The sequence below is a fragment of the Bradyrhizobium sp. Pha-3 genome (genome assembly GCF_042258615.1).
Classification (GTDB): domain Bacteria; phylum Pseudomonadota; class Alphaproteobacteria; order Rhizobiales; family Xanthobacteraceae; genus Bradyrhizobium.
This window is the reverse complement of the sequence record NZ_CP170152.1, coordinates 2,726,901-2,753,572: the sequence shown is the minus strand read 5'-3', so window position 1 is coordinate 2,753,572 and position 26,672 is coordinate 2,726,901. Positions and strand designations below refer to the sequence as shown.

General features: G+C 65.2%; 29 protein-coding genes and 1 pseudogene. 12 read left to right on the top strand and 18 right to left on the bottom strand.

Going from position 1 to position 26,672, the window contains the following annotated elements; genetic code table 11:
- Nucleotides 1-167: 167 nt before the first annotated feature.
- From ACE10Z_RS12890 to ACE10Z_RS12880, 3 genes are all read right to left on the bottom strand, one after another.
- Complete coding sequence (locus tag ACE10Z_RS12890; protein ID WP_375788246.1) at nucleotides 168-872, bottom strand: SDR family oxidoreductase; 705 nt, start codon at nucleotides 870-872, stop codon at nucleotides 168-170.
- 79 nt (nucleotides 873-951) lie between these two features.
- Nucleotides 952-1,272 (bottom strand): DoxX family protein, encoded by a 321-nt coding sequence (locus tag ACE10Z_RS12885; protein WP_375788245.1) that lies wholly within the window; start codon nucleotides 1,270-1,272, stop codon nucleotides 952-954.
- A 1-nt stretch (nucleotide 1,273) separates the two neighbouring features.
- Nucleotides 1,274-1,654: a DUF4267 domain-containing protein gene (locus ACE10Z_RS12880; RefSeq protein WP_375788244.1), complete on the bottom strand. Its 381-nt coding sequence runs from the start codon at nucleotides 1,652-1,654 to the stop codon at nucleotides 1,274-1,276.
- A gap of 122 nt (nucleotides 1,655-1,776) precedes the next feature.
- Here ACE10Z_RS12880 and ACE10Z_RS12875 point away from each other — a divergent pair, with 122 nt between their 5' ends.
- Entirely contained in the window at nucleotides 1,777-2,367 is a 591-nt protein-coding gene (locus ACE10Z_RS12875; RefSeq protein ID WP_375788243.1) for a TetR/AcrR family transcriptional regulator, read from the top strand.
- 89 nt (nucleotides 2,368-2,456) lie between these two features.
- Here the strand turns inward: ACE10Z_RS12875 and ACE10Z_RS12870 are convergent, their stop codons facing one another.
- From ACE10Z_RS12870 to ACE10Z_RS12850, 5 genes are all read right to left on the bottom strand, one after another.
- A complete protein-coding gene (locus tag ACE10Z_RS12870; protein ID WP_375788242.1) occupies nucleotides 2,457-2,651 on the bottom strand; it encodes a hypothetical protein in 195 nt (64 codons plus the stop codon).
- A gap of 140 nt (nucleotides 2,652-2,791) precedes the next feature.
- Nucleotides 2,792-3,220 carry a response regulator gene (locus tag ACE10Z_RS12865; RefSeq protein ID WP_375788241.1) on the bottom strand — a complete coding sequence of 143 codons (429 nt, stop codon included), beginning with the start codon at nucleotides 3,218-3,220 and terminating at the stop codon, nucleotides 2,792-2,794.
- A 65-nt stretch (nucleotides 3,221-3,285) separates the two neighbouring features.
- A complete protein-coding gene (locus tag ACE10Z_RS12860; protein WP_375788240.1) occupies nucleotides 3,286-4,503 on the bottom strand; it encodes an extensin family protein in 1,218 nt (405 codons plus the stop codon).
- 831 nt (nucleotides 4,504-5,334) lie between these two features.
- Nucleotides 5,335-5,592: a hypothetical protein gene (locus tag ACE10Z_RS12855; protein WP_375788239.1), complete on the bottom strand. Its 258-nt coding sequence runs from the start codon at nucleotides 5,590-5,592 to the stop codon at nucleotides 5,335-5,337.
- 101 nt (nucleotides 5,593-5,693) lie between these two features.
- Nucleotides 5,694-6,524: a DUF2147 domain-containing protein gene (locus tag ACE10Z_RS12850; RefSeq protein WP_375788238.1), complete on the bottom strand. Its 831-nt coding sequence runs from the start codon at nucleotides 6,522-6,524 to the stop codon at nucleotides 5,694-5,696.
- Nucleotides 6,525-6,706: 182 nt separating this feature from the next.
- Between ACE10Z_RS12850 and ACE10Z_RS12845 the strand changes: the two genes are divergently transcribed.
- The 5 genes from ACE10Z_RS12845 (at nucleotide 6,707) to ACE10Z_RS12825 (ending at nucleotide 11,682) form a co-directional block, all read left to right on the top strand.
- Entirely contained in the window at nucleotides 6,707-7,483 is a 777-nt protein-coding gene (locus ACE10Z_RS12845) for a DUF2147 domain-containing protein (RefSeq protein ID WP_375788237.1), read from the top strand.
- Nucleotides 7,484-7,636: 153 nt separating this feature from the next.
- On the top strand, nucleotides 7,637-8,746 hold the full coding sequence (locus tag ACE10Z_RS12840; RefSeq protein ID WP_375788236.1) for a helix-turn-helix domain-containing protein: 1,110 nt from the start codon (nucleotides 7,637-7,639) through the stop codon (nucleotides 8,744-8,746).
- Between the two features lie 129 nt (nucleotides 8,747-8,875).
- Nucleotides 8,876-9,523: a septation protein IspZ gene (locus ACE10Z_RS12835; RefSeq protein ID WP_375788235.1), complete on the top strand. Its 648-nt coding sequence runs from the start codon at nucleotides 8,876-8,878 to the stop codon at nucleotides 9,521-9,523.
- Between the two features lie 124 nt (nucleotides 9,524-9,647).
- The gene (locus ACE10Z_RS12830; protein ID WP_375788234.1) at nucleotides 9,648-9,974 is read left to right on the top strand and encodes a hypothetical protein; all 327 of its coding nucleotides are present in this window, start codon (nucleotides 9,648-9,650) and stop codon (nucleotides 9,972-9,974) included.
- A 154-nt stretch (nucleotides 9,975-10,128) separates the two neighbouring features.
- Nucleotides 10,129-11,682: a FecR domain-containing protein gene (locus tag ACE10Z_RS12825; RefSeq protein WP_375788233.1), complete on the top strand. Its 1,554-nt coding sequence runs from the start codon at nucleotides 10,129-10,131 to the stop codon at nucleotides 11,680-11,682.
- Nucleotides 11,683-11,742: 60 nt separating this feature from the next.
- Here the strand turns inward: ACE10Z_RS12825 and ACE10Z_RS12820 are convergent, their stop codons facing one another.
- The 3 genes from ACE10Z_RS12820 to ACE10Z_RS12810 all read right to left on the bottom strand — a co-directional run bounded on the left by ACE10Z_RS12820 (nucleotide 11,743) and on the right by ACE10Z_RS12810 (nucleotide 13,533).
- A complete protein-coding gene (locus ACE10Z_RS12820) occupies nucleotides 11,743-12,570 on the bottom strand; it encodes a methyltransferase domain-containing protein (protein ID WP_375788232.1) in 828 nt (275 codons plus the stop codon).
- A gap of 116 nt (nucleotides 12,571-12,686) precedes the next feature.
- Nucleotides 12,687-13,094 (bottom strand): hypothetical protein, encoded by a 408-nt coding sequence (locus ACE10Z_RS12815; RefSeq protein ID WP_375788231.1) that lies wholly within the window; start codon nucleotides 13,092-13,094, stop codon nucleotides 12,687-12,689.
- A 79-nt stretch (nucleotides 13,095-13,173) separates the two neighbouring features.
- Entirely contained in the window at nucleotides 13,174-13,533 is a 360-nt protein-coding gene (locus tag ACE10Z_RS12810) for a nickel-binding protein (RefSeq protein WP_375788230.1), read from the bottom strand.
- 100 nt (nucleotides 13,534-13,633) lie between these two features.
- On the opposite strand from ACE10Z_RS12810, the pseudogene ACE10Z_RS12805 reads away from it, so the two are divergent.
- A pseudogene (locus ACE10Z_RS12805) lies at nucleotides 13,634-13,858 on the top strand (transcriptional regulator); the annotation flags it as partial.
- Nucleotides 13,859-14,026: 168 nt separating this feature from the next.
- On the opposite strand, the gene ACE10Z_RS12800 reads toward ACE10Z_RS12805, so the two are convergent.
- A complete protein-coding gene (locus ACE10Z_RS12800; RefSeq protein ID WP_375790129.1) occupies nucleotides 14,027-14,236 on the bottom strand; it encodes a hypothetical protein in 210 nt (69 codons plus the stop codon).
- Nucleotides 14,237-14,389: 153 nt separating this feature from the next.
- Between ACE10Z_RS12800 and ACE10Z_RS12795 the strand changes: the two genes are divergently transcribed.
- Complete coding sequence (locus ACE10Z_RS12795; protein ID WP_375790128.1) at nucleotides 14,390-15,448, top strand: hypothetical protein; 1,059 nt, start codon at nucleotides 14,390-14,392, stop codon at nucleotides 15,446-15,448.
- Here the strand turns inward: ACE10Z_RS12795 and ACE10Z_RS12790 are convergent, their stop codons facing one another.
- Complete coding sequence (locus ACE10Z_RS12790; RefSeq protein WP_375788229.1) at nucleotides 15,449-16,246, bottom strand: NUDIX domain-containing protein; 798 nt, start codon at nucleotides 16,244-16,246, stop codon at nucleotides 15,449-15,451.
- Nucleotides 16,247-16,379: 133 nt separating this feature from the next.
- Entirely contained in the window at nucleotides 16,380-17,249 is an 870-nt protein-coding gene (asd, locus tag ACE10Z_RS12785; protein ID WP_375789818.1) for an archaetidylserine decarboxylase, read from the bottom strand.
- 34 nt (nucleotides 17,250-17,283) lie between these two features.
- Here asd and ACE10Z_RS12780 point away from each other — a divergent pair, with 34 nt between their 5' ends.
- A complete protein-coding gene (locus ACE10Z_RS12780) occupies nucleotides 17,284-18,948 on the top strand; it encodes an aminotransferase class III-fold pyridoxal phosphate-dependent enzyme (RefSeq protein ID WP_375788228.1) in 1,665 nt (554 codons plus the stop codon).
- 317 nt (nucleotides 18,949-19,265) lie between these two features.
- Here ACE10Z_RS12780 and ACE10Z_RS12775 read toward each other — a convergent pair whose 3' ends face one another.
- From ACE10Z_RS12775 to ACE10Z_RS12765, 3 genes are all read right to left on the bottom strand, one after another.
- On the bottom strand, nucleotides 19,266-19,883 hold the full coding sequence (locus ACE10Z_RS12775) for a hypothetical protein (protein ID WP_375788227.1): 618 nt from the start codon (nucleotides 19,881-19,883) through the stop codon (nucleotides 19,266-19,268).
- Nucleotides 19,884-20,137: 254 nt separating this feature from the next.
- A complete protein-coding gene (locus ACE10Z_RS12770) occupies nucleotides 20,138-20,827 on the bottom strand; it encodes a methyltransferase domain-containing protein (RefSeq protein ID WP_375788226.1) in 690 nt (229 codons plus the stop codon).
- A 34-nt stretch (nucleotides 20,828-20,861) separates the two neighbouring features.
- Nucleotides 20,862-21,917 (bottom strand): glycosyltransferase family 1 protein, encoded by a 1,056-nt coding sequence (locus ACE10Z_RS12765; RefSeq protein WP_298371986.1) that lies wholly within the window; start codon nucleotides 21,915-21,917, stop codon nucleotides 20,862-20,864.
- 138 nt (nucleotides 21,918-22,055) lie between these two features.
- Here ACE10Z_RS12765 and ACE10Z_RS12760 point away from each other — a divergent pair, with 138 nt between their 5' ends.
- Nucleotides 22,056-23,441 carry a TAXI family TRAP transporter solute-binding subunit gene (locus ACE10Z_RS12760; protein WP_375788225.1) on the top strand — a complete coding sequence of 462 codons (1,386 nt, stop codon included), beginning with the start codon at nucleotides 22,056-22,058 and terminating at the stop codon, nucleotides 23,439-23,441.
- Nucleotides 23,442-23,552: 111 nt separating this feature from the next.
- The gene (locus ACE10Z_RS12755) at nucleotides 23,553-24,335 is read left to right on the top strand and encodes a sulfite exporter TauE/SafE family protein (RefSeq protein WP_375788224.1); all 783 of its coding nucleotides are present in this window, start codon (nucleotides 23,553-23,555) and stop codon (nucleotides 24,333-24,335) included.
- A gap of 24 nt (nucleotides 24,336-24,359) precedes the next feature.
- Here the strand turns inward: ACE10Z_RS12755 and ACE10Z_RS12750 are convergent, their stop codons facing one another.
- The gene (locus ACE10Z_RS12750) at nucleotides 24,360-25,580 is read right to left on the bottom strand and encodes an acyltransferase family protein (protein ID WP_375788223.1); all 1,221 of its coding nucleotides are present in this window, start codon (nucleotides 25,578-25,580) and stop codon (nucleotides 24,360-24,362) included.
- Nucleotides 25,581-25,830: 250 nt separating this feature from the next.
- On the opposite strand from ACE10Z_RS12750, the gene ACE10Z_RS12745 reads away from it, so the two are divergent.
- Complete coding sequence (locus ACE10Z_RS12745; RefSeq protein ID WP_375788222.1) at nucleotides 25,831-26,520, top strand: L,D-transpeptidase; 690 nt, start codon at nucleotides 25,831-25,833, stop codon at nucleotides 26,518-26,520.
- Nucleotides 26,521-26,672 lie beyond the last annotated feature (152 nt).

The following is a 26,672-nucleotide window of genomic DNA, read 5'->3' as shown; positions in this document are numbered from 1 at the left end:
CTCAGTGTCATCACCCGCGCATGCGGGTGATCCAGTATTCCAGAGACCGCGGTGCTTGAGCCGAGAGGTCGCGGCGTACTGGATCGCCCGGTCAAGCCGGGCGATGACAGCGGTGGACGAAGATATAGCCTCACATCCTCTCAGGATGACGGATTCGCAGTCGTACTTTACACCGACCGCATCAAACCGCCATCGACGCGAATGTTCTGGCCGGTGATGTAGCCCGCGCCGTCGGAGACGAGGAACGCGATCGTCGCGGCGATCTCCTCCGCCTTGCCGTAGCGCTTCATCGGCACACTGTCGCGGCGTGCGTCGGTTGCCGGCAGGCTGTCGATCCAGCCCGGCAGCACATTGTTCATGCGGACGTTGTCGGCCGCGTAGCTGTCGGTGAACAGTTTTGTGAACGCGGCGAGCCCGGCGCGGAACACCGCAGAGGTCGGAAACATCGCGCTCGGCTCGAATGCCCAGGCAGTGGAGATGTTGACGATCGCGCCCGACTTCTGCGCCTGCATGTGAGGTGCGACGAGACGCGTCGGGCGGATCACGTTCATCAGATAGACGTCGAGACCGGTGTGCCACTGCTCGTCGGTCAATTCCAGCACACCGGCGCGCGGGCCGTGGCCGGCGCTGTTGACCAGCGCATCGATGCGGCCCCAGCGCGCCATCACGCCGTCGACGGCGCGCTTCAGATCGTCGTTCGAACGGTTCGAGCCGGTGAAGCCGATGCCGCCGAGCTCGGCCGCCAGCGCCTCGCCCTTGCCCGACGACGACAGGATCGCCACGCGAAATCCATCTGCGGCGAGCCGCCGCGCCGCCGCCGCTCCCATGCCGCTGCCGCCCGCGGCGACGAGTGCGACCTTCTCTGTTGTCATGATCGAGATCCCATTGATGACGAACCCGAAGCAAGGTCTATCATCAGGAATCGCGCGGCGCGACACCCCGGGGCGGCGCTCAGGACGAGGCCGCGGCAAGACCTATCAAGGCGACAAAGACGCCAAGTGGCACAAGATGAGAAAAATCACGGTGGCGCAGAACAGTGAAAACTGCGGCCGCGATGATGATCGCCCCAAGCGCCAGGCCAACAATGCGACTGACTGGAAGTGCAATCAGAACGGCGCTTATGATCTCCAGTCCACCGGTTAAAGCGCCCCACCAGCGCGGGTAGCCCCATCGAGCGAAATCGCTTTGCGTTGCGGACGTGCTGATCGCGTTGAAAAGGCCTGCGCCGAAGAAGCCGGCGACAAGCAGCCAGATTGGAAGAGCATGCATCATCTCAGGGCACACCAATGATCAGGGGCATCGCCGCAAGGACCATGATCACCGCCGTGAGACCGTGCATGCCGAAGGCGCTTTTGGTCGAGCCTTTCGCTGCAAGAATGAGCAGCATGTCCCCGACGGGGATGACGGCTTCAACCAGCAGGATGATGCCGACCTCGCGCGGCGCGCCGAACACCATGAACGCCAATACGGCCAGTCCCGCGACAATGTCGCGCACCCCCTTGAGGCGAAGCCACCAGGCGATGTTGGTGCCGGTTTCAGGAAGCGGCAGGCCGAAACTGCGTGTCGCGGTTGTCGGACTCACGACATAGCTGGTGCCGATCGCGATAATTCCCAGGGCCAGGAGCAATCCCGTTCCGAGCGCAAGCCAATGCATCACACTGTCCTCACCTGCCTTAGAACAATATCTAGCAATGCTAGATATATAGCATTGCTAGAATATCAAGCAGCGGTATAATATTGATATATTTGGACCTTCACGGTCCAGGAGATCGACGATTGGGTACCACGGAGCGAAAAGGCAGGGACCGGGCTGCGCGCGAGCATCGCATTGTCGCGGCAGCGCGGGTGATTGCAGAGCGCGAAGGATGGGATGCCGTTACGGTCCGCCGTCTCGCCGACGAGATCGAATATAGCCAGCCCGTCCTCTATTCACATTTCAAGAACCGGGATGCGATTGTTGCGGCAGTTGCAGTCGAGGGCTTCAAGGAACTCACGGTCGCACTTCGCGAAGCAGCGAGCGGATCGACAGGACGAAACGCCCTCAAGAATGTCGCCGTGGCCTATCTCGCCTTTGCGCTGGATCGTCCCGCGCTTTACGACGCCATGTTTGTTCTGCCAACGGATTTGCGGTTCGCCGAATCTGGCACCAGACCCGAACTGCGGGCCGGTTTCGAAGCACTTGCGGCGGTCGTCGCGCCGTTTTGCGCCGAGGTAGCTGACGTGACCGAGACTTTTTGGGCAGCCCTTCATGGGGTCGCCACACTCGAACGTTCAGGCAGAATTCGGCCCAGCGCGCGCAACGAGCGCATCGCGCTGATTGTGCGAGCGATCGTCGTTTCAGGAAAAAGCCCGCGTACTGGCGGCTGAGGTCGTTCGGTCGAAGGACTGCTTCGACGCATTGGGACGACGGCTGTGCACTTATGAGTCTACGCGCTCATCTGCCGCGCCGCGTCCCACTACTTCCGGAACACCTGCTTCGAACAAGCGTCGAACCTGGCGACCGGCCGGTCCATCTGCCACAGTTCAATATCATGGCGGTCAACAAGACGGCTGGCCGATGTGACGGCCGCATCGTCATCGCTGCAATCCATGTTGACCACGCCGATGGATCGGCTGTGCGGTCCGACGATATAGGCGCGATAGGTCGTCATCTTCGTTCTCCGGTTGTTGCGGCGAAGATGAACGCGAGCACGTATGAATTCGAGAAGAACCGCGAGGAGATCTTATAAAGACGGAATAAGCGCCTGCCGCGTGTCAACTGCTACGCACGGCAGGTCGATCGAAGCCGCCGTCAGGCCGGTGCGCCGTTCTTGAGCAGCTTCGCCACGGCCGCAACCAGCTCATCGGGCGAGAACGGCTTGTTCAGCAGCACGCTGTCCGGCACTCCCCGGGTCGGCCACTCGTCGCCGCCACCGCCGGTGATGTAGAGCACCGGGAAAGACGGATCGATCTCGCGGGCGCCGCGCGCCACACGCCAGCCGTCGAGCCGGCCGAGCAGGCGAATGTCGGTGACCAGCGCGCTGTATTTGGTGCGGAACGCCTTCAGCAGCGTCAGTGCTTCCTCACCCGAGCCCGCGATCGCCGGCTCATAGCCGCCGTCCCTCAGGGCGTCCTCCACCATCATCTGAAGATCACGATCGTCTTCGATGACGAGAATGATCGGCACGTCTTGCAAAGCAATCCCCCAGAAATCAGCCGGGTGCGCCGGCTCCGCGAGCATATGCAGCAAATAGTGGCTACCGTTTGCACGGCACCCCCAGTAAAAATACGGGTATCAGACGCGTCCTATTCGTCGGCGAATTCGTCTTCTTCGTTGACCCCCGCCTTACCCCGCGGAGCCGGCTTTCTGCCGCCAAGCGATCCTGTGACATAAGGTTCGCGCGCTGCATAGGGGCTACGGCCGCCGGCACGCGCCGCGACCTCTTCGCCGGAGACAGCAGCGGGCTGGCAGATCAGGCGCCGGCTGGCCCGGCGCATCAGATCCACATGGATGTGGTCGTAGTGATAGACGTTGGAACCCGGCGCCAGCACCGTGGTGAATTGCTGGCAGGCGGCGGCCTGGACATCGCGCAGAAAGCCCTGCTCCTCCGGCAGTCCCTTCCAGCCATCCTTCACCGAGATGCGTCGGCCATCAGAGAGCGTGAAGGCCGCGATATCGAGCGCATTGCCGAAGGCGTGCTCGGAGATATGGGCGTGCGAATTGCCGTTCATGCCGCGGCAGGAATAGGCCGAGATCTGCTTGATCTCGACGACGCGCGCGCCGAACCAGCGCTGCGCCGCCGGCTGCACGGAATCGGCGAGCCAGCGCTCCAGCACCGAGACGATCGGGCACGCCAGCGTTGCCGCCGGCTTCACTGCGACCGGACCGACCGTCATCACCGGATTGCCGCTCGGCAGGCCGAGCCGCGGCGGCGGCGCCGCGCCGGATGGCTGCTGGGAATAGGGCGCAGGTGAATAAGGCGCGGCCGCGCCCTCGCGCTGCGGATTACGGGGCAGGCCCGGATAATAAGGTCGCTCGCCGCGGGCATCGGGCGAGCCATCCGGCGGCAGGTCAATCTCGCCCTGCTGCGGCGGCACGCCGGGCGCCGACAGCGACACCGGTCCGTTCGGCTGGCCGCCATAGTTCGGCTGGCCGACCGCCTGTTCGGAGTACGGCGCCTGCGCGGGCGGCGGGCTCGGCTGACGATTGATCGGCCAACGCGGCTGGTTGCCGATCGACGCCGGTGGACGCAGGCTGTCGTCGGCAAATCCGTAGGCTGAACTGGCTTCGCCGAGCGCGGCGACCTTGAGCGGGAACTCGGCGCCGCAGACGCCGGGGCCGGAAATCGGATCGATGCGGACGAGGTCCGGGCCTTCCTTGACCGCGCCGGATTTCAGGCAAGCGGCCTCGGCCTCGGCCCGCCACGGTTCGCGCTCGGCAGTCTGGAACAGACCGCGGCCGCAACCAGCAAGCGACACAAGGACAAGGGAGCCGACGAGATACAAACGAACTCCACGCGTCATGGCGCGGAGGTTCTGCGAATTTGATTAAAGACTCTTCAACGCATTTCGACCGATCGATTTCAGGTGTCTTTAACCATGCGGCGGAACCCGGCAAGGCAGTTCGCGCGCGACCGCATCGATCTTGTTGTGTCACCAACTGTGCGATGCGCCGCATCACGTCGCAGCGGAGCGAGGTGATCGCCACCGCATTGTTGTGATCGAGAATGCATGAGGTTCGACATCCTGCGCCCGGCGCCGCCATTCACCTTTTGATTGTGTTTACAAGCACCACAATCCTGCTGAGATCCGACAGACGGTATCCGGGACCGGTGGCCCATCCGGAACCCGCAACGCCGCGCAATTTATTTGCAGGTGCTTCAACGCCTTGATTCGCCGCCTGTTTGAGCCGGGCATCGCAATGCGGCATTACAGGGGAACATCGAGCTTGGCAGCAAGGCTGACTTTTTCGGCCAGGAACCTCTTGCTAGCTTTTGCGTTAATGCGGGCAGCGTTGTGAACCGAGGGAGTTTCCCAATGGATTTCGCGAGTCCTCTGCTGAGCAAGCTGAGCATTGTGGCCGCGTACATCGCGTTCGCCTTCGTCGGCGCCATCATTCTCGGCGTGTTCTAGTATTCGACTTCTAGACATTCGACTTGGCATGAGTTCAGCGCCCGGCAGCCGCCCCCCGCCGGGCGCTTTGCTTTTCTCATCGACGCTACCACCCCGTCACCCTGAGGAGCGCGAAGCGCGTCTCGAAGGGTCGACGGCCACCAGCCGGGCCGTTCATCCTTCGAGACGCCCGCAAGCGCGGGCTCCTCAGGATGACGGTGATAGACTGCGCATCGCCTACCCTCAAAAATTCAAGCAGCTCGATCCCGTGATGCCGCCGATTGTGAAATCGTGGCAGACGAGGCCCGGATTGTCGGGATCGGGATAGCCGTCGTCACGCCGGCGCAGCGCGCCGAACTCTGCATCGCAAACCGCAGTATCGGCATGCAGCGCGTCGTCGCCGCGCTTTTGTTTCAGCATGTTGGTGTAGATGTCGTTGTCAGCATGGGCGGCGGCGACGCTGCCAGCGAGCAGCAGCGCGACCAGGCTCAGGCGTTTCATCTTTGCCTCCATCGCTCTTGAAGACGGTGCTGACCTCCATCGGTCGCGCGAGGCGGCAAACGGTTAGAAGGCACCCGGTTACAAATTGGACAGCTGGGCGGTCAGGAGCGCGGCTCGCCCCTAGGCTGCCCCTGCGTGATCACGCGCTGCCGTGCGTGCGAGACGCGGACCCAGTCGGTACCGGTACAGTAGATGCGGCCGAGCATGCAGGACTCGACCCGCAGCTTGTCGGCCGCCTTCAATTCGATCGTGCCGTAACGGATGTGGCCGCTGTCCTGGCTGGTGACGCCGCCATTCCAGCGTGCGCCGCTCTTCGGCTTCATGTTGATCAGCACCGCTTCACCGAGATCGCGCGTGGTCCTGTCGAGCGCATAGCCGCACAGCGCCGTGCCGCAGAGACGGATGCGCACCAAATTGTTGGCTTCGGTCTGCCAGTCGCCGATCGGACCGTCGTCGGGCTCGTCGGCCTCGCGCGAGACACGCACCACCGGCGGCGCCGGACGCGCGGGCACCACGACCGGCGGCGGAGGCGGAGCTGCGACGACCGGCGGTGGCTGGGGCGTCATCACCCGGGGCGGCGACGGCGCTGACGGTGGCGACGTGGCAGCGGGCGCGACTGGGGCGGGCTTGTACACGATGATCGGCGGCGGCGCGGGAGGCGCTGCCGGCACGGGCGCGGGCAGCGCGCTCGCGGCCGGCGTGGCAGGGATCACTGCCGTCGTCGCCGGCGCGGGCATCGGTTTCAGCGTGCGGCCGTTGTCACCGCCGTCGTCGCGCCTGGAGCCGCCCGAGACCGAGACGCAGGACAGCGAGCGGCATCGCGTCGAATCCAGATGGACGCGGTGGCCGCCGATCGAGAACGAGATGCCCTCGCCGGCATGGGCGAATGGCGTGAACAGCATCAGCGCGACGAGCAGGCAGAAGCGCTTCATCGAAGCCTCCAAAACGTCCGATGACGCTAGGAGCGCCGTGCTCCCGGCGCAGTGATCTCGGTCACCCGTGGCGAGCCATTCGGTTCAACCCGCAACGTGATGCACATCACGGAAACGGGAGCCGGCGGCGCGTAGCGTCCAGACCAATCGCTGCCCCCCGCTCAACGCCATGGAGACTTAAGATGAAGAAGCTCGTTGCGATCGCCGTGCTGCTGATGGCCACAACATCAGCGCATGCCGGCGGCACCGGCATCACCTTCCAGATCGACGGCCAGCGCATCCATGTCGAGGCGCCGCGCAATTGCAGCGCGCTGTCCTGCATCCGCATCTCGGCGCCGGGCTATAACGGCACGATCGGCGGCATCAGCAAGACTCTCGGCTCGAAGTCCGACGATGATGACGATGTCGCCTCGTCGACGAGTTCTCCCCCACCCGCGCCCGCACCTGCATCTTCTCTTGCGCCGGTCCAGGCCGCTGCGCCGCAGCCTGCCGCGCCGGTCGCCGCCGCTGTCCCGCCGCCGCCTCCCCCGCCGCCTGCGCCGCCGGCAACGGTTGCGAGCATGGCCCCCGCGTCGATCGACGCCGCGCCCGCGGCACCTGCGCCAGTCCCGGTCGCCGCACAGCCCGCGCCGCAGCCGCAAGCCGCTCCGGTTGCCGCCGCACCGGCAGCGGCGCCGACCGGACCGATCGGCATCTGGGCCACCGAGGAGAATAAGGGCAATGTCCGCGTCGAAGCCTGCGGTGCCAATCTGTGCGGCTACTCCGAGAAGAGCAACGAACGCATCCTGATCAACATGAAGCCCGACGGCAGCAAATGGAGCGGCCGCATCCACGATCCCGACTCCGGCCGCAACTACGACTCGACGATCGCGATGAAGGGCCCGAATGCGATGCGCGTGCAGGGCTGCGCCTTCGGCGGCATGTTCTGCGGCGGCCAGACCTGGAAGCGGGTCAGCTAGCACGCCAACCCGGCACGATCTGATGTCCGCTGCCGCGCAAGCGGCGGGCGGACATCAGGTTGTCTGCTTCTCCGATGGTCGCTTCATGTCGATCGCCGGACGCGCTATAAGCGTCGCCCTGTCGAGTTGAATCGAACCTGCAGGCGGCTTGCGATGGCGATGACGGCTCTTGAACTCGGTCTGCGCGGCGCGGTGGTCGCGCTGTTCCTGGTGGTTTGCGCGGTGCTGCTGCTGCGCTACGCGGCGGCGCATCGCGCCGCGCATCTCGGTGCCGCGATGGGCGTGGCCGGCGCGGCCTACGCGATCACGACCGCCCCGTTCTTTCCCGCATCGTCATTCGGCTGGAGCTCTCCGTTCATCGCCTTCGCGATGGGCTCGCCGGTGATCTTCTGGCTGTGGGCGCGCGCGATGTTCGACGAGCGGTTTGCCTTGCGGCCGTGGCACGCGGCGGTGTGGACGCTGCTCGCCGGCCTTGGCGTCGTGAGCCACAATTGCTGGACGATCTGGCCCGATCTCGCCGGGCCGTGCGGCCGCGCCCTGGCGCTGGCAACGATCGCCTTCGCCGTGCTCGGGATCGCGCAAATTCCGAAGGGATGGCGCACCGCCGTGACCACGGCACGCGGCCGGATCATGATCGCGCTGCTGATCGGCATCGGCCTTCAGATGATGTTCGCCGCTGCGGCCGGGCTCGCCGCAATTCCGGCCCGGTCCATCAGCCTCAGCGCCGCGCTCGCCCTTGGGGCATTCGCGCTGATTGCGATCTGGATGATGCTGTTCGATCCGCCCGAGGGCCAGCCGGCGGTTGCCGGCGCTGGCGGCGGAAGGGACCAGGCCGCACCGGTCACGCGTTCGCTCGCCAATGCCGGTCCGCCGCCGTCCAGCCAGGCCGCGCTCAATCACCTCAAGCACCTGATGGCGACCGAGCGGACCTACCGGCAGGAGGGGCTGACCATCGGCGTGCTGGCGGTCAAGCTCGGCATGCCGGAATACCGGCTGCGGGCGCTGATCAATAACGGGCTCGGCCACCGCAACTTCAACGCCTTCCTCAACCGCTACCGGCTCGACGAAGCCAAGGCGGCGCTCGCCGATGCCGGCCAGGCCGAGGTGCCGGTGCTGACGATTGCGCTCGATGCCGGGTTCCAGTCGCTGGCGCCGTTCAACCGTGCCTTCAAGGCCGACACCGGGCTGACGCCGACCGAGTTTCGGCGCCGGGCGACCGCTGCGCAAACCACGGACGCTGCGGAAATCCCTCGGTCGGAGTGAATTCACTCCTCGATTTCAGAAATCGATAGGCTTGCGGCCCCACAATCTGCCTAGCTGTGCCGGCACGGGCGCGGATCGCGCCAAGGCGTGACATGACAACGTGACCTGGCAAGCGGAGTTCGACGGCCGATGAAGCACTTTTTTACCGCGGCAAGGCTGCTCGCCCTCGACCTGGCGTCGACCTTTGTCTTTCTCGGCCTGTTCCTGCTGACGCACAACACCGCGCTCTCGGTCGGCCTCGGCATCGCATTCGGCGTCGTGCAGATCGGCATCCAGATCATGCGGCGGAGGCGGATCGACACCATGGAATGGCTGAGCCTGTTCCTGGTCGTCACCGCCGGCACCGCGACCTTACTCACGAATGACCCGCGTTTCGTGCTGTTCAAGCCGAGCGTGATCTACGCAATCGTCGGCGTCGTGATGTTGAAGCGAGGTTGGCTCAACCGCTATCTGCCCGAGATCGCTCAGACCGTCGTGCCTGATGTCGCCGTCATGGTCGGCTACGTCTGGGCAGCCCTGATGTTCACCTCCGCCGCCGTGAATGCCTTCGTCGCACTGACCTGCGAGATCACGACATGGGCTGTCGTGATGCCGATCTTCGGCATTGTGAGCAAGATCGTGGTGTTCCTCGGCGGCTTTGCCGTGCTCCGCCTCACCGCTAGGCGCCGCATTCGCGCCATGCCCGAGGCCCAGCGCGAGGCCGTGCTCGCGCTCGAGGGGGCTCCGGCGGCCCGCGGTGCCGCAAGGGCGGATCTCACCCCGTCCGCGAGTGGTTGACGAAACAAACCGGCGCGCGACGAAACCATTTTGCCGTGCGCACGAAGAATCGCCGAAACCAAGCCTCCCTCATGATGGCCTCGACGACGCGCTGCATCGGCGCGTTCACCACAAGGGGGACATGATGGCTTTCACCGCATCCGCGCTTCGTCACGGCACACTGCTGGCGGCAACTGCGTTCACGCTCGGCCTGTTGACCTCGGCGTCCCATGCCTACACCGACGAGCAGCAGCAGATGTGCACCGGCGATGCGATGCGGCTGTGCAGCTCGGAAATCCCCGATGTCGATCGCGTCACCGCCTGCATGGTCCGGCAACGCGCGCTGCTCAGCGACGGCTGCAAGGCGGTGTTCCACTACGTGCCGCCCGCAACCGCCGCACAACCTGCAAGCTATGCCCCCGCGGCCAAGGCGGCGAAGCCACTCAACATCACTCCTCACAAGCGCGGCTAAAACCCCAACAACGACCAAGCGCCGCGCTTCCATTCGGGAGTGCGGTGCTTGATCGTTCGGGTCCGCCATGACAACAAGGCAGGACCGTTCATTCGGCATTCAGCCTGACGCGGCTCAATTGCCGGTCCCCAATGCCTCCCGGGAATCGATGGTGATGCGCCGCGCCCTCCTTTATGCGCTTCTGCTTGGTGCCGGCGTCACGATGGGTTGGCATACAACGGCCAATGCCGCGCCGGGCCTGACGCAGCTCGCGCAGGCGCAGCCTGCACCGGCGCCTTCGGCCGCCCCGGCGCCGAGCGCGACACCGTCGACGCCAGCGACTGCCACGCCTGCACCCGCTCCAGCCGCCGCGCCGCAGGCCACAGCGCCCGAGCCGATCGGCAACGTCGCAACACTGACCGGAACCGCCACAGTCATCCGCAACAACACCACGACGCCGCTGCAGATCCGCGACGACATCTTTGCCAATGACGACGTCGCCACATCCGCGACCTCCTCGCTCGGCATCACCTTCAACGACGGCACCACGTTCAACCTGCGAGCCAACGCCAGGATCACGATCGACAATTATGTCTACGAGGACGGCGGCCAGCAAAACAGCGCGCTGTTCAACGTCGCCAAGGGAACGGCGGCGTTCGTCGCCGCCGCCGTCGCCAAGACCGGCGACATGAAGATCTCGACGCCGACCGCGACGCTCGGCATCCGCGGCACCACCGGCCTTGTCGAGGTGCCCGAAGGCGCGACCGCGACCAGCAACAATGTCGGCATCAAGCTCTATCCCGACGCCGACGGACATGTCGGCCGCATCGAGGTCAACGACCGCGGCGGCGCCTCGCTCGGCGTGCTGACGCGCGGGGCGAGCGGGTTTGCGATTCGCCCCGGCACCGGCGGCGCCCGCTTCGCAGCCGTGCCGCTGACGATCTCGCCGCAACAGATGACGCGTGACCAGGGCTTTGTGCGCGCGGTGCATTCCGCACAGACGCTGGGCCGCCAGGTGGTGACCGAGCAGCGTGACTTCCGGCGCGCCAATCCCGACTTCCGCAGGGCCAATCCGGCGGCGCCCTATCCGAATCGTGGCCAGCCGGTGCAGCCGAACCCGCAGCGCCAGAACGGCCTGCCGGGCCAGAACCGCAATGCGCCGCAGCAGCCGGGTCAGCAAAACCGTCCGGGCCAGCCGCAGCAGCCCGGCCAGCCGAACCGTCCGGGCCAACCGCAGCAACCGGGCACGCAACCGGGCACACCTGGCCGGCAGGGCTCGCAGCAGCAGCCGGGCACGCAGCAGCAAGGCGGCGCACAGCACGCACTGCCCGGCCAGCCCGGCGGCACGACGCTGCCGCACGCGCCCGGCGTCCAGACGCCAGCCGGACAGCCGCCTGCGGGACAACAGCCCGCGCGTCAGGGCGGCGCGACACCACCCGCCGGACAACAATCGCCTGCACGTCAAGGCGGCCTGCAACCGGGACGCACGCAGGTCCCGGGCAGCGTTCGCCAGCCGGGACAACCAGCTCAGCCGGGCGTGCCGCGACAAGGCGCGGCGCAGCCTGCGGCGCCGGCACCGGGCCAGGCGCGGCCCGGCATCCAGCAGGCCGCACCTGGCGTCCGCCCCGGCGTGCAACGGCCCGCAGTGCAGCCACGCCCCGCCTTCCAGCAACGACGCGCACCGCCGCCGCGCGCCGCGAAGCCGCCGCCCAAGAACAAGCGTCAGTAACCGAACGAAGTGGCACCGGCGACAAGGGCCGGCGCCCCATTCCGAACTGCGAACCGCAGATCAGCGCTGCCTGGTGATCACCGCCTCCAGATATTCGCTGGGGATGACCAGCGTCCCATCCTTGGCGACATTGAACTGGTCCATCAGGCGGAACAGGTCGGCGGCGAGCATTTGCTGCTTGACGGCATCGATCGCGCCGAAGGCTTTCAGCACCGGACCGTAATAGGTGCGGAAGATGTCGAGGAAATGCTCGCGCGACCTGTAACGGAAATTGAAGTGCTTGTGCTTGGCGTCAACCGTCGCCTGCGGGCCGAACAGCGCGGCGAGATGCGCCTCGGTGCCCCATAGCGCGGGAGACTTCACGCCCGGCGCCGGCGGCACATATTTGCCGATGGTCTTGAATACCTGGCCGATGAACCCCTCCGGCGTCCAGCTCGCAAGGCCGATCCTGCCGCCGACGCGGCAGACGCGGCGCAGTTCATTCGCTGCCTGCTCCTGGTCGGCGGTGAACATGACGCCGAAGGTCGACAGCACGACATCGAAGCTCGCGTCGGCGAACGGCAACCTCTCCGCGTCCGCCTCCTGGAACGTGACGGGTAGACGCTCCGCAGCTGCCCGCTCACGGCCGCGCTCGAGCAACGCTCCGACGTAATCGGTCGAGACCACATCGGCAAAGCGCCGCGCCGCGGCCAGCGTCGCATTGCCGTTGCCGGCGGCGACGTCGAGCACCATTTGATTGCTCCGCAGGTCGACCGCCTCGCAGAGCGTTTCGCCGACGATCTGAAGCGTGGTGCCGACGATCGCATAATCTCCCGACCTCCAGGTGGCTTGCTGGCGCGCCTTGACGGCGGCGAGATCGACGGCAGGCATTTCGGTTTGAACGTTCATGTGTATCTCCTTGGGAAAAATGTGGTGCGGCTCACGGCGAGGCCGCTGGCTTCGCCGCAGGTCCGCGGTTGCGCTAATTGGCGTCGTGACGTGCAATGACTTCAATGTGCTACGAGCTAGCTGCGACGGTCGAGCAGGACCGGGATGCGAGATGCGGCGACAATGCTCCAATCCGAACGATGCCTGCAGCCATGCCTGAGCTGAGGCCAGACGGCCTGCTGCGCTTGAGCTGCACGATGCTCCCGAACCACAGGCTCCTCCGCTCGGGTGAACACAGGTGAGGACAAACCCGCGATCATCAGCCCGAGCAGCGCGCTGCGAATGATCGGCCGAGAGCCGCGGTAGCCGGCGCCCTTCGATCGCCCGCCGCCGAGATCGCGCGACATCAGGCAATTTGCCTGCCGCTCGCGGCGTGCAAGCATCCCCGCGACCGACTGATTGACGATCCGGCGGATGCGCAAAAGCAGAATGGAAAAATGCCTTCGCACCGGATTGTAAAGGGACTCCATGAATGAAATCGGCATAATCGTTTCCTTGATCGAAGTGTGATGGCGCCCCGAGCAATAGTTTGGCCGGGATGCGCCATGCGACGCCTCGCAGGCGTCATTCGGCTGCAATGGGCGGTTGGATCGGATCACCACGCACCACCACCGTGGTCGCGACCTTGTAGAATTCCTCGCCCGGCATGCCGACGCAGCGCGCATGATCGCGGATCGAGTCACCGTCACGCGCCTCATAGATGCAGAAAGTGCCAATGCGACCATCTGCCTCATGCACCACGTAGCTGCGGATCCAGCGGACGCGGTCCGGCATCTGCTCGTCGCCGATCCGGGCGGAGGTTGCGCCGGCGAGTTCCAGCTCGGCCATGTTTGCCCAGGCGCTCGGACGGCGAATGACATAGAGTTCCATCGAAATCTCCTCGGTTGCGACGGTTGAACAGCAGGCTGCGGCAATCGCGGCCATGGTCAGCTATAGGCGCGGTCAACGCCAACTGTCCTTACCGCGGGCTGATCATTGTCTGATCTTTGCCTGAACCTTTTCCGGCGCTCCCGAACTCATACACATGGCATTCTCATTTGGACTGTTCGAGCTTGATGAAGCTGGACGCGTGCTGCTGTGCGCGCGGCAGGAAGTCGCTTTGCAGCCGCGTGTGTTCGATCTGCTGGTCTACCTTGTCCATCACCGCGATCGGGTCGTCTCCAAGGACGAGTTGCTCGAAGCCGTCTGGCCGGATGTCACGGTCACCGACAACTCGCTGCAGCGGGCGGTGAGTTCGTTGCGCGCCGCGCTGCGCCAGGGCGGCATGGACGGCGCGATCCGGAATCTGCCGGGCAAAGGATATCGGTTCTTCGTTGATTCCGGGATCACGCAACCGGAACGTGCCGATCGCAATCAAGACGGAACACGCGGTGCAATCGGAGCAATCGGCCTCGCCCGACGTGCTGCGGTCGGACATCTATGGCTGCAGGCCGCAACGCTCTTTCAGAGCGCCGACGGAGACGGCCAGCTCAGCGCCGAAGATTTTCACGATTGGGCGCTTGCCCTGCAATGCCTCGGCAGGACCGCGGCCGCCATTCCGATTCTGGTTCGCGCGGTCGCCGCGCACAGCGAGGCCGGCGACGCCGCCGGAGCGGCGGTCGACGCCATCGCGCTCTCGGGCCTGCATTTCGAGAGCGGTCAGGCCGCGATCGGAAAGGGCTGGCTGGCGCGCGCGGAAGATTGGGCCTCGAGGCTCGACGATCCTCCGACGACGGCGCTGCTGTTATGGATGAAGTCCAAACTGGCTGCCTTCGATGGCGAGCCTGAACAGGCCCTCGCGTTGGCCGACGCGGCCTACACTGCCGTCAGATTCAAGGACGCGCTCAACATCGAAGCGCTGAGCCTGGCCTATCGCGGCTTCTATCGGTTATGCCTCGGCGACACGCACGGCGGATTGGCCGATCAGGATCATGCCGCCGCGGTCGCACTATCCAGCACCAATCTGGATCCGATCATGGGCGGCAGCCTCTATTGCAACATTCTCTGGGCAGCCCGGATGTTCGGAGATTGGGCGCGGGCCGACCAGTGGACGCGGAACTACCAGAACTTCTGCTCGAGCAGCGGCATGGAACTGACAGGTTCATGCCAGCTGCATCGTTCCGAGGTACTCGGCATCAGGGGCTCGCTCGACGAAGCGCTGGCTCGCATCCAGGATGCGCTCGCGCGCCTGACGAGCGATGCGCCATGGTCGATGGGCGATGCCAACCGGGTGCTGGGCGATATTCTTGCAGCGATCGGCAATGACGACGCAGCGCTCGAAGCCTATGACAGGGCGTATACGATGGGCTGGTGCCCGGAGCCGGGCCGCGCGATGTTGCTGCTCGCAAGAGGCGAAGCGGAAGCCGCCCATGCGAGCCTCGAACGGAGCTTGATCGGCAAGTCCTGGTGGACATTGCAGCGCCGGGGAATCCTGCTCGCACACCTGGCGCTGGTTGCAGCACACACGCATCGGAGCGGCCAGGCGAAGGCATTGATCTGCGAACTTTCGGGAAGTGCGGATCGCTGGCCGATGCCCTCGATCCGCGCACTCACCAACGAAGCGCAGGCGATCCTCGCTCTGTCCCGGCAGGATCACGAAGCAGCCATGCGGCATCTCCATCTCGCCCGTCAGCTGTGGTCGAGCATCGACGGGCGGGTCCAGATCGTGCGACTCAGACTTCAGATCTCCCGCCTCCAGCTCGAGCGTGGCGACATTCGCGGCGCCATGGCCGAGGTTCATGCGGCACAGCTCGTGGCTGGTGAATTGGGTTCGCCCAAGCTCCGCGCCGACTGCATGGCCTTGCAGCATGACATCGACGGCTGGCAACCAGCCGTACGACGTCAAAGCATCGGCCGGTGATCAAGCCGCGCGGCGCAGCCAGTCGCGCACACGATCGATCAGGTTCTTGCGCGGCGTGGGCTGAACGGCCGTCGCAACCGGCTCGATCTGGCGCGCGGATGACGGCGGCGCTTCGGATGCAACCACCTCAGCGGCAGGCGCCGTCTCGACCACTTCGCCGGCGTCTGCAACGGGGTGTTCCGGCACCGTGGCGAGCGTATCGGGTTCGCTCCGCGCCAGCGCCGCCTCTTCGATGGCTGGTATCTCCGTCGGCGCGGGCACATCAGCGACGTCAAGCGCGCGGGCGACCTCGCGCTCCTCGATAACCGGCGGCACCATCGCCGCGCGGCTGCGCCGTCGCTCCGCGGCCGCAATCCGCAACTGCGCGCGCCGCTCGCGCTCGGCGGTCGCCGCGGCCTGCAACGCGATCGGGCCGACATTTTCCAGGAACGCCCGTTCATAGCTGCGCGACAGGCGTTCGAGCGCTGCATCGAGCGGCAGCCAGTCGACTTCCCTGATGTCGCTCATCAACGCGCGCACCGGCTTGCCGCCGGCATCCATGCGCCAGTAATGCACCACCTTCGAGCGGCCGCCTGAATCATAGACCAGCGTGCCGAGGAATTCGTGCACCTCGACATCGTGGCCGGTTTCCTCCAGCACCTCGCGTTCGGCGGCGTCGCGCGGCGTCTCGCCATCGTCGAGCTTGCCCTTCGGCAACACCCATTCGTTGCGCTTGCGCAGGCGCACGACGGCAAAGCGCTGCGGCGCGTCCCGCCGCAGCACAATGCCTCCCGCCGCCAGAACAGGCGTCCGCGCCATCTCGTGTCCATCAGGTTTACGATTTAGGATCGTCGCGCGACGATCCCGCGCATCTTAAAGCATGATCCGGAAAAGTGGAAACCGGTTTTCCAGGCAGACATGCTCAAAGAATGACGCGCTGGAAACAGCGAGATCAGTTCGAGGGCTTTTTCAACAACGGTTCGCCGCATTTGATACGTGTTCCCTCCGCGACATTGTCGCAGAATTCGAAATTGCCGGGCGCGAGCACGATGATGGTCGAGCCATGCTCGAACCAGCCGAGCTCATCGCCCTTCTTGACATGCGCGTCACAGGGGAAATCCACCGGGCCGCGCGACTGCGCGTTCAGCGTGATGTCGAGGAAATGCAGGCGGAGGCTGGCGACGAGGATCGCGGCGACCGGAACCAGCGTCAGCGCCTCGCCGGTCGGCAGCTTCGCGCGCAGCACCGCGCGCTCGTTCTTGCAGAACAGCCGCTCGACCCGCTTCAGCGCGATCGGATTGACGTTCCAGACGTCGCCGTGAATGAACGTGACCTTGTCGATCGCAAGATCATAGGGCGCGTGAAAGCGGTGATACATGCTCGAGGTCAGCCGCAGCGTGACGAAGCGGCCGTTGCGGTGCTGCTCCACCAGCGCGGGATCACCGACCAGATCGAGCAGCGAATAGGGCGCGCCCTTGACCTGGAACAACTGCCCATCCTCGATCCGCCCATGCGCGCCGATGATCGCATCCGACGGGCTCGCGATGATGGCGGGATCGGCCGCCGCCGGGCGCAGGCCGGGCTTGAGCTCGCGGGTAAAGCAATCGTGCAAACTCTTGAACTCGGTCTTCTTCGCCTCGGACAGATCGAGGTCGGAGAACAGCTTCCAGCAGGCGATCGAGGCGTCGCGCACCAGGGGGTTCTCGACCTTGGAGAACCAGCCCATGAAGCGGGTGATCGCCGCCCGCGGAATCCGGTTGGTTAGCAGGAAATTGAGGTCTTCCTGCTGGGTGAATGCCGAGATCAGGCCCTTGACTGTCATGAATTTGTTAGGTGCCGAGGCTAGCGCTTCTGTCATGGAAACATCCCTTCCGATTCTCTCGCTGTCCGCCGCCGCGCTTGCCGGCGCCGCCGCAGCTTTCCCCAAAATTCAGGCCCGCCTCGCGCTGTCGCGGGCCAAGCACCGCTCGCTGACCGGACATTCCAAGATGTCCAAGATGGTGGCGCGCATGGTGCCGCACTACGAATTCGACATCGACGAGTTCTTCCGCTCCGACGGAGCACCGAAGGACGTCGCGATGCAGCGGCAGGACGGCTTCTTCCGCCTCGCCGGCCTCTACGCGGATCGCTACCCCAAGGGCCGCGCGCTGACCGCCGAGGTGACGGAGCGGATCTCCGACCTGCAGTTCACCGAAACCTACCGCGTGCCGTTCCAGTACAGCCGCCTGGTGCGCGAGCATCTCGGCACCTCGGCCTTCGTCGAGGCGTCCAGCGGCGTCACCGTCACCGACGTCGACGGCAATGTGTCCTACGACCTGACCGGCTCCTACGGCGTCAACATCTTCGGCAACGACTTCTACAAGGAGTGCATCGCCGAGGGTGAGAAGCGGGCGCACGCGCTCGGTCCCGTGCTCGGCCCCTACCACCCGATCATTGCCGACAACGTCAAGCGCCTCTGCGAGATCTCCGGCCTCGACGAGGTCTCGTTCCACATGTCCGGCACCGAGGCCGTGATGCAGGCGGTGCGGCTCGCGCGCTACCACACCAAGCGGACGCATCTGGTCCGTTTCGCCGGCGCCTATCACGGCTGGTGGGGCGAGGTGCAGCCCGGCGTCGGCAACCCGGTGTCGCCGCACGAGACCTTCACGCTCGCCGACATGTCGGAGAAGACGCTGCATCTGCTGCGCACCCGCAAGGACATCGCCTGCGTGCTGGTCAATCCGCTGCAGGCGCTGCACCCGAACGGCAACGCGCCCGGCGATTCCGCGCTGGTCGATTCGTCGCGCTCCTCGAGGTACGACCGCGCCGCCTACACCGAATGGCTGAAGAAGCTGCGCGAGGTCTGCACCGAGCGCGGCATCGTGCTGATCTTCGACGAGGTGTTCGTCGGCTTCCGCCTCGCCGCCGGCGGCGCCCAGGAATATTTCGGCGTCAAGGCCGACATGGCGACCTACGGCAAGAGCCTTGCGGGCGGGCTTCCGGTCGGCGTGGTGTGCGGCCGCAAGGATTTGATGCGCCGTTTCCGCGACGATCGGCCGGCTGACATCTGCTTCGCGCGCGGCACCTTCAACTCGCACCCCTATGTGATGACGGCGATGGACGAGTTCTTGAGCCGGCTCGCCAGCCCGAACTTCCGTTCGATCTACAATGGGCTCGACGAGACCTGGAACGGCCGCGCCAAGGCGCTCAACGACCGCCTTGCGTCGCAGGACCTGCCGGTTCGCGTCGGCAACATCTCGTCGATCTGGACGGTCTATTACACCGAGCCGTCCCGCTACAACTGGATGCTGCAATACTATCTGCGGGCCGAAGGACTGGCGCTGAGCTGGGTCGGCACCGGCCGCCTGATCTTCAGCCTGAACTACACCGACGCCGACTTCGTCGAGGTCGCCGACCGCTTCGTCGCGGCAGCCGAGAAGATGAAGCGCGACGGCTGGTGGTGGCACAAGGAAGGCCTCACCAACAAGAACATCAAGCGGCAGATCCTGAAAGAGATGGTCGCCGTGAGGTTCGGGCGCTAAATCCCGGTACCGCCCTCTCGCTGCCTCACCCCGCTGCTGTCCTTCTTTCACCTCTCCCGCTTGCGGGAGTCTAGACGAGCGCAGCTCGCTCTTAGGTCGGATCGCATCGAACGATGCGATCCGGGTGAGGGTTCTCTCCCCAAAACGACCATCGCAAGCGGTGACACCCCCACCCCAACCCTCCCCCGCAAGCGGGAGAGGGAGCGCAGTCCCGTCGTGGCGTACAGCTCGGCCAAGTCTCTTCACAGGTGTCCCAAGACGTAGATGCCCGGGACGAGCCCGGGCATGACGCAGTTCAAAGACGTTGGGAGCAACGATCAGGCGTGCCTGACGTGCTTCTCGAGACCCGGATCGATCAGTTCGCCCTTCATCAGGAACAGCGGCGCCTTGTGATAGAGCTTCAGATCATGGAAGGGGTCGGTGACGATCTTGGTCATCCAGACGAGGCCGGTCTCGATGTCGCGGATGAAGAACAGGTGGATGGTGCGGAACAGGAGGCCACCGATGCCGACCACGAGCCACACCTTGGCGACCTGACGGGTGAAGTCGCCCATCGTGACCCAGGGCTTGAACAGGCCGAACAGCGTCGGATCGAAGTACAGCACCATCGGCGACAGCGCCCAGATCGCCATCAGCACGACCTTGCGCTGCAGGTTGTAGCCGACCTTGATGTCTTCCTTGTGCTCGTGGGTCGCCTGGTTGACATGGTCATACCCCTTCGGCTCGAAGAAGAAGTGACCGGCCTGGCGCGAGGTCATCGAGACCAGCCAGCCGACCAGCGCCGACACGACCGGATCGAAGAACAGCATCACATAGGCGAACAGGAAGCTCAGCGCGCTGACGAAGTGCAGGCTCTGGTTGATCCGGCTGTGATGGTAGAAGCGATGGTCATCCCAGCGCTGGGTACGCAGCTCTTGCAGAAAATTCTTGATCATTGGTTCCCCCAACATCTTTCGGGACAGGATTTACAGGGATTCGATGTATCGCGTGTGACATCATCATAATGACATATGACAATGCGGAGCGACGCCTTGACGCAACCGGAGAAGGGTCTCGCCTCATCCCGGCGAGGTTTGCGGGGATGAGGCAGAGGAGATCGTAGCCTCCAGGCTAGGGGCGCGCTGTGCGCCACCTCACCCGGGAGGACCGGCGGGCTGAGCCGCCTGGCCAACCGCCTCAGGCTGCCTGTTTAAGCCGCCTTGGCGACGTCCGCCTTGCGGAAGCGGACCAGCGAGAAGTGGCCGAGCGGCGGGATCAGGCGGCGCTCCGCGAGCTCCATGCCACGCGCGCCGGCCAGCCACTTGGTGTAGCGCGACCAGGCGAATTCGGCGGTCCGGAACCCGAGCGGGCGCACCACCGGCTGCAGCTTCTGCTCGATGAAGCGGCGGACGCCGGCATCGGCGCTGACGCGGGTCAGGATGATCAGCTCGCCGCCCGGGCGCACCACGCGGGCGAATTCGTCGAGCGCGGCTTCCGGGTTCGGCACCGCCGACAGCACGTACTGCGCCATCACGACGTCGAACGAATTGTCGGGGAATTCGAGCTTCTCGGCGTCCATCACCGCGAGGCCCTCGACATTCTTCAGGCCCTGCTCGACAACCCGCTTCTTCGCCTTCTCCAGCATCGCCTCGGAGATGTCGGTGCCGAAGATACGCACATTCTGGCTATAGAGCGGCAGCGAGATGCCGGTGCCGACGCCGACCTCGAGCACACGGCCGCCGATCTTGTTGGTGGCCTGGATGGCAGCCTGCCGGCCCTTGCTGAACACGCCGCCGAACACGAGGTCGTAGATCGGCGCCCAGCGGTCATAGGCCTGCTCGACCGTTTCGCGGTCGAAGTCCATGGAACGGTCGGCGCCCAGCTTGATGATTTCAGCCATAGATAAGTCTCTCGTCTTTCGTTCGTTTGAGCTGTTAATTCGGAACCGCACTGCGGCCGGCGACGCGGCGGGCGGGCCGCGGTGCGCGGCTCGGCTGCAACGTGGCCAGATTGCCGATGAACTGACGCGCACTGTTTTCCCAGGAACGCTCCAACGCAAAATTGCGGCAGTCGGCGCGCGACATGTTCAGCGCGCGCAGGCAGGCGCTGCGCAGATCGTTGTCGATCGCGCCGATCGGATGATCCGCGATGACGTCCTTTGGGCCGGTGACCGGGAACGCCGCGACCGGCGTGCCGCAGGCCAGCGCCTCGAGCTGCACGACGCCGAAGGTGTCGGTCAGGCTCGGGAACACGAAGACGTCGGCGGCGGCGAGGTGCGAGGTCAAATCCTGGCCCTTCTTCTCGCCGAGGAAAATCGCGTCGGGATATTTCTGTTCCAACGCCGCCCGTTGCGGGCCGTCGCCGACCACGACCTTCGAGCCCGGCAGGTCCAGCGACAGGAAGGCGTCGAGATTCTTCTCCACCGCGACGCGGCCCATGGTCATGAAGATCGGCCGCGGCAGATCGAGCAGCGCCGGCTGGTCAGGATTGAAGATCCTGGTGTCGACGCCGCGGGTCCAGAAGCCGAGCTTGCGGAAGCCGCGCTCGGCAAGCTCTGTGCGCAGCGAGTCAGTCGCGACCATGGTCATCGACCCTGCGGCGTGGAAGTGGCGCAGCACGGCATAGCCGACGCTGTCGGGAATTCCAGTGCGCACTGAAACATATTCCGGGAAGCGCGTTGTATAGGATGTGGTGAAGGCGAGCTTGTTGCGCTGGCAATAGCCGCGCACTGCCCAGCCGATCGGTCCTTCGGTCGCGATGTGGATCGCCTCGGGCGCGGCCTCCTCGATCCGGCGCGCGATCTCGCGGCGGTTCGGCAGCGCCATGCGCAGGCCCGGATAGGTCGGCACGCCGACCGAACGGAAGCCGTCGGGGGTGAGGAATTCGATCTCGGCGCCGAGGGTCGCGGCGCTACGCGCAAGCGACGTCAGCGTCCGAACCACGCCGTTGACTTGCGGATGCCAGGCATCGGTCGCAACGAGTATGCGCATCGCAGGAGACCCAAATCGTTAATCTTGATTCTGCTCGCACGACGTTCTGACATGGATGTTTCAAACGTATGACGTCATCGAAATGTTAGGTTGTTTTTCACGGCAGACTGCCGGTTTTTCGTGTAACATGACAGCCAGATGTCAGAGCAGCAGAGTGAACATCCCGGCACCACGCGTCGCAGGCTCAAACGGCGAAACTCCTCGCTCCTGATCCTGGCGGCCGGCATCTTCGTGTTTGCCGTCGCCGCCGGCCTGCTGTTCTACGCGCTGCGGCCGGTGACGCTGAAGATCGCAGTCGGCCCGACCGGCAGTGACGACGTCAAGCTCATCCAGGGCTTCGCGCAGGCCTTTGCGCGTGACGGCAGTTCGGTGCGGCTGAAGCCGGTCACGACACAGGGCGCCGCCGAAAGCATCGCGCTGTTCACCGCGAACAAGGTCGACCTCGCGGTCGTGCGCGGCGATCTCAGTCTGCCGGCGAGCGCCGAGTCGGTTGCGATCCTGCGCAAGAATGTCGTTGTGCTGTGGGCACCGTCGGGCGGGAGAGGCAAGCCGCGGTCTGCGAAGATCAAGAGCATCGACGATCTCGCCGGTCACAAGGTCGGTGTCGTCGGCAGCACCCAGGCCAACGTCACGCTGTTGCGCGTGATCCTGACCGAGTCCGGCATCAACCCCGACAAGGTCGCGATCAGCCAGTTCGCCGTCAACAAGGTCGCCGATCTCGCACGCGATCCCTCGCTCGATGCCTACATGACCGTCGGGCCGCTCGACAGCAAGATCACGGCGGACGCCATCGCGGCGACAGCGGCGGCGCGCGGCGAGCCGAAATTCCTCCCCATCGATGTCTCGGAGGCGATCGCGCAGAAGCATCCGCTCTATGAGTCCGAGGAGATCGCCGGCAGCATCTTTTCCTCGTCGCCGGCCCGGCCCGAAGACAAGGTCGAGACCGTCGGCGTCAATCACCTCATCATCGCGCAGCACGCGCTGCACGAAGCGACCGTCGGCACGCTCGACCGGCAATTGTTCACGCAGCGGCTTCAGCTCGCGCGCGACCTGCCGGCGGCGGCCAAGATGGAGAAGCCGGATACCGACAAGGATGCGGCACTGCCGGCGCATCAGGGCGCGGCCGCCTATATCGACGGCACCGAGCGCACTTTCCTCGAAAAATACTCCGACTACATCTGGGGCGGAATCCTGCTGGTCTCCGGCCTCGGCACGGCGGGCGCCTGGCTGCGCCACTACGTGAAGCGCGACGAGCGCGAGCGCTACATCACCCATCGCGACGGTCTGCTGACGCTGATCTCGCGGGTGCGCGGCGCCGAGACGCCGGAAGAACTCGCGGCAATGCAGGGCGACGCCGATGCGCTGCTGCGCGAGGCGCTCGATTGCTACGACGACGGCGCAATCGAGGAAGGCGATCTCACGGTGATCGGGCTGACGCTCGAGCAATTCCATCACGCGGTCTCCGACCGCCGCGCGGTGATCAACGGCGACCGGTCGGGCCTGCCGAGGATGCGCGCCGGCTAGGCGCGCAAGCCGATTGCACCGAGAGCAATGTGCACCGAGAGCAATGTTCGGATTGCGCGTGCATGCGCGCGTGGCCATGTTGAGTACGACCACAACGCTCGGCACGACACCATGATCGCATCCCTCATCGCAGACCTGCCCTCGCCGTTCGTGCTCGCGGTCGCGCTGGCCGGCGTCTTCCTGATCTCCTTCATGAAGGGCGCATTCGGCGGCGGCTTTGCTATCGTCGGCATTCCGCTGCTCTCGCTCGCGATGGACCCGATTGCGGCCGGCGCGCTGCTTGCGCCATTGTTTATCGTCATGGACCTTACGGCGTTGCGTTTCTGGCGCCCGAGCACCTGGTCGCGCGTCGACCTCGCGATGCTGCTGCCGGCGCTCGTGGTCGGCATCGTTCTCGGCTATTTCGCGCTGCGCGATCTCGACCGGCATGCCGTCGAGATCGTGATGGGCATGGTGACGCTGGCGTTCGCCGCGTTGTGGTTTGTCGGCGGCGGCGAGATCAAGCCGCGGCCGCGCTCGACGATCAAGGCGACGCTCGCCGGTCTCTCTTCCGGCGTCACAACGATGGTTGCCCATTCGGGCGGACCACCCCTTGCGATGTACTTGCTGCCGCTCGGCATGCCGAAGGCGCTCTACGCCGGCACCACCAGCCTGTTCTTCACGGTCGGCAATTTGCTGAAGGCCGGCCCGTGGCTGGTGCTCGCCACGCCGTCGCGAAGCCTGTGGATGCTGATGGCGCTTTGCGTGCCGGCCGTGCCGGTCGGCGTCTGGGCCGGCTGGCGGCTGCACGAACGCCTCGACCAGCGTGCGCTGTACCGCGCCTGCTACGCCATTCTCGTCATCACCGCGGCCAAGCTGCTGTGGGACGGACTGGCCGGATACGTCCAGCTCTGAGCGGGGCGACGTCGTTGCTGCCCGTCAGGAAGATCGCGCGCTCCGGCTGCCGCTCACGCTGACGGCGAGTGGCCCGATCCCCTCGAGCGTTCGGGCCATATCGTCCGGTTCGAGCCGCTTGCGCGCCACGAACGAGAAATGGCGGCGCAGCTTCAGGACCGGCTTCTCGATCCAGTGCCAGGAGAACGCCGCGAACGCCGTGATCAGCACCAGCGCGACGGCGAACTGGACAATCAGCAAGGCGTTCGGCAGCCACACCTTCACCACCTGCTGCATCGGAAAACCGCACAGATAGATCCCGTAGGAATAGTCGCCCCTTGAAAACAGCGGCAGCCGCGGCAGCTTCGAGACACCGAGGAAAACGGTGATGTAGACCAGCGCCGGAGCAATGACGGCATTGAGGACAGGCTGGGTGATCCAGGCGGCCGGTCCGAGCAACGCGGCCCCGAGGCAGAGCGCGCAGCAGACGGCGAGAATGCGCCCGTCATAGGGAATGCGGTCGCGGTAAAGGTAGATCGCGATCCCGAGCAGGCAGGCAACCGGCAGTTTCGCGCCGCGCCCGAGGAACAGCGCCGTGCTGAAGATCTTGTCGTACAGCGCGCCCGCGACGCCGGGAGGCAGTTGCGACGGCGTTGCGGCATGCCCCGTGATCTGCACGGCAAAGCCGATACCGACCAGGACGACAGCGCCGAGCACGATCAACGCCGGCCTGCGCAGCAGCCCCAAGGTCATGATGACTGCCATCACCGCGTAGCAGCCATATTCGAACGGCACGGTCCACAGCGAACTGTTGACCTCCGGCGCGGGATTGCCGCTGAACACGCCCGGCAGGGTGTAGTTCACCAGGCCGACGACATTCGTGAAATATTTGTAGGTGCCGGCGCTGGTGAAATAGTCCCAGAGCGGCAGCGTGGTGAAGATCGGCCCGAGGATCAACGCCGACAGCACGATCTCGACCGCAAGCGCCGGAATGATGCGCATTCCGCGATTGATCAGGAACTCCTTCAGGCTGAGCCGCAGCCCGCTTGCGGCGATCAGAAATCCGCTCAATGCGAAGAACATCACGAGGATGGCAAATTGCGGAAACCAGAGGACCCACGTCGGATCGGCATCGCCGCGACCGGTGGCGACATAGGACGTATGGCCTGCGACGACCGAGATCGCGAGCGCAACGCGGAGAAAATCGAACCCGGGACCAAAGCCTTTCTGCTGATCCAGCATGCTGCCGATCGAAGGCGCTGGCATGATTTCCACTCCATTCCAAACCACGCCTTCGGACAGCAAGCCTCGTGCCAGGATAGATGTCCTGATGCGGTACAACCTACCCGGCAACGCGCCCTTAACCGTGCGACGAAACACCGACGAAACAATTCCCTAACGGCACGAAACCATTTTGGCGGTTTCGTGCAAACGTCCTGAAACGCCTCACCTGTACTGGTTTGACCCAACGACGCGCCGGAACCGGCGCGCAGGGCGCAAACAACAGGGGTCGACAATGTTCAATTCCATCAAGCTGAACGCACGTCTCGCTGCCGCCGCCTTCGGTGCGCTGGCGATCGGCACCGTCGCTTTCTCGAACTCCGCCGCGGCCGCTCCGCTGCCGATGTTCCCCTTCATCCTGACGCCGCCGACTGAGGCCATGCAGCCGCCCGTGCAGTCGATGCCGCAGGCGCGGGACGAAGGCCGTTCGGTCGAGCTGCCCGCCCGCCTGCGCCGCCAGGTGGTCGCCTATCCGACACGCGAAGCGCCCGGCACCATCATCATCGATACGCCGCACACCTATCTCTATCTCGTGCTGGGAGGCGGCCAGGCCATGCGCTACGGCATCGGCGTCGGCCGCGACGGCTTCACCTGGTCGGGCACCCAGACCATCACCAAGAAGGCTGAGTGGCCGGATTGGACCCCCCCGCCGGAAATGATCGCCCGCCAGCCCTATCTGCCGCGCCAGATGGCCGGCGGCCCGGGCAACCCGCTCGGCGCCCGCGCCATGTATCTCGGCGGCACCGTGTACCGCATCCACGGCACCAACGCGCCGGAGACGATCGGCACCCACGTCTCGTCCGGCTGCCTGCGGCTCACCAATGAGGACGTCACCGACCTCTATTCGCGGGTCAGCGTCGGCACCAAGGTGATCGTGCTGCCGATGACCGACCGCCGCGCCGACCTCGGCTCGGCCGTCCGCTAAGGCCCGACACATTCAGACATTGACGACGGCTCCGGCATCATGCCGGGGCCGTCGTCGTGTTCATAATCGTTAACGTCAGATCGTTAACTTCCAGGTGATCTCGGGCGACCGGCCCGCATCCGCCCCCGAAGCAGCTTGATCCCGCCACACTG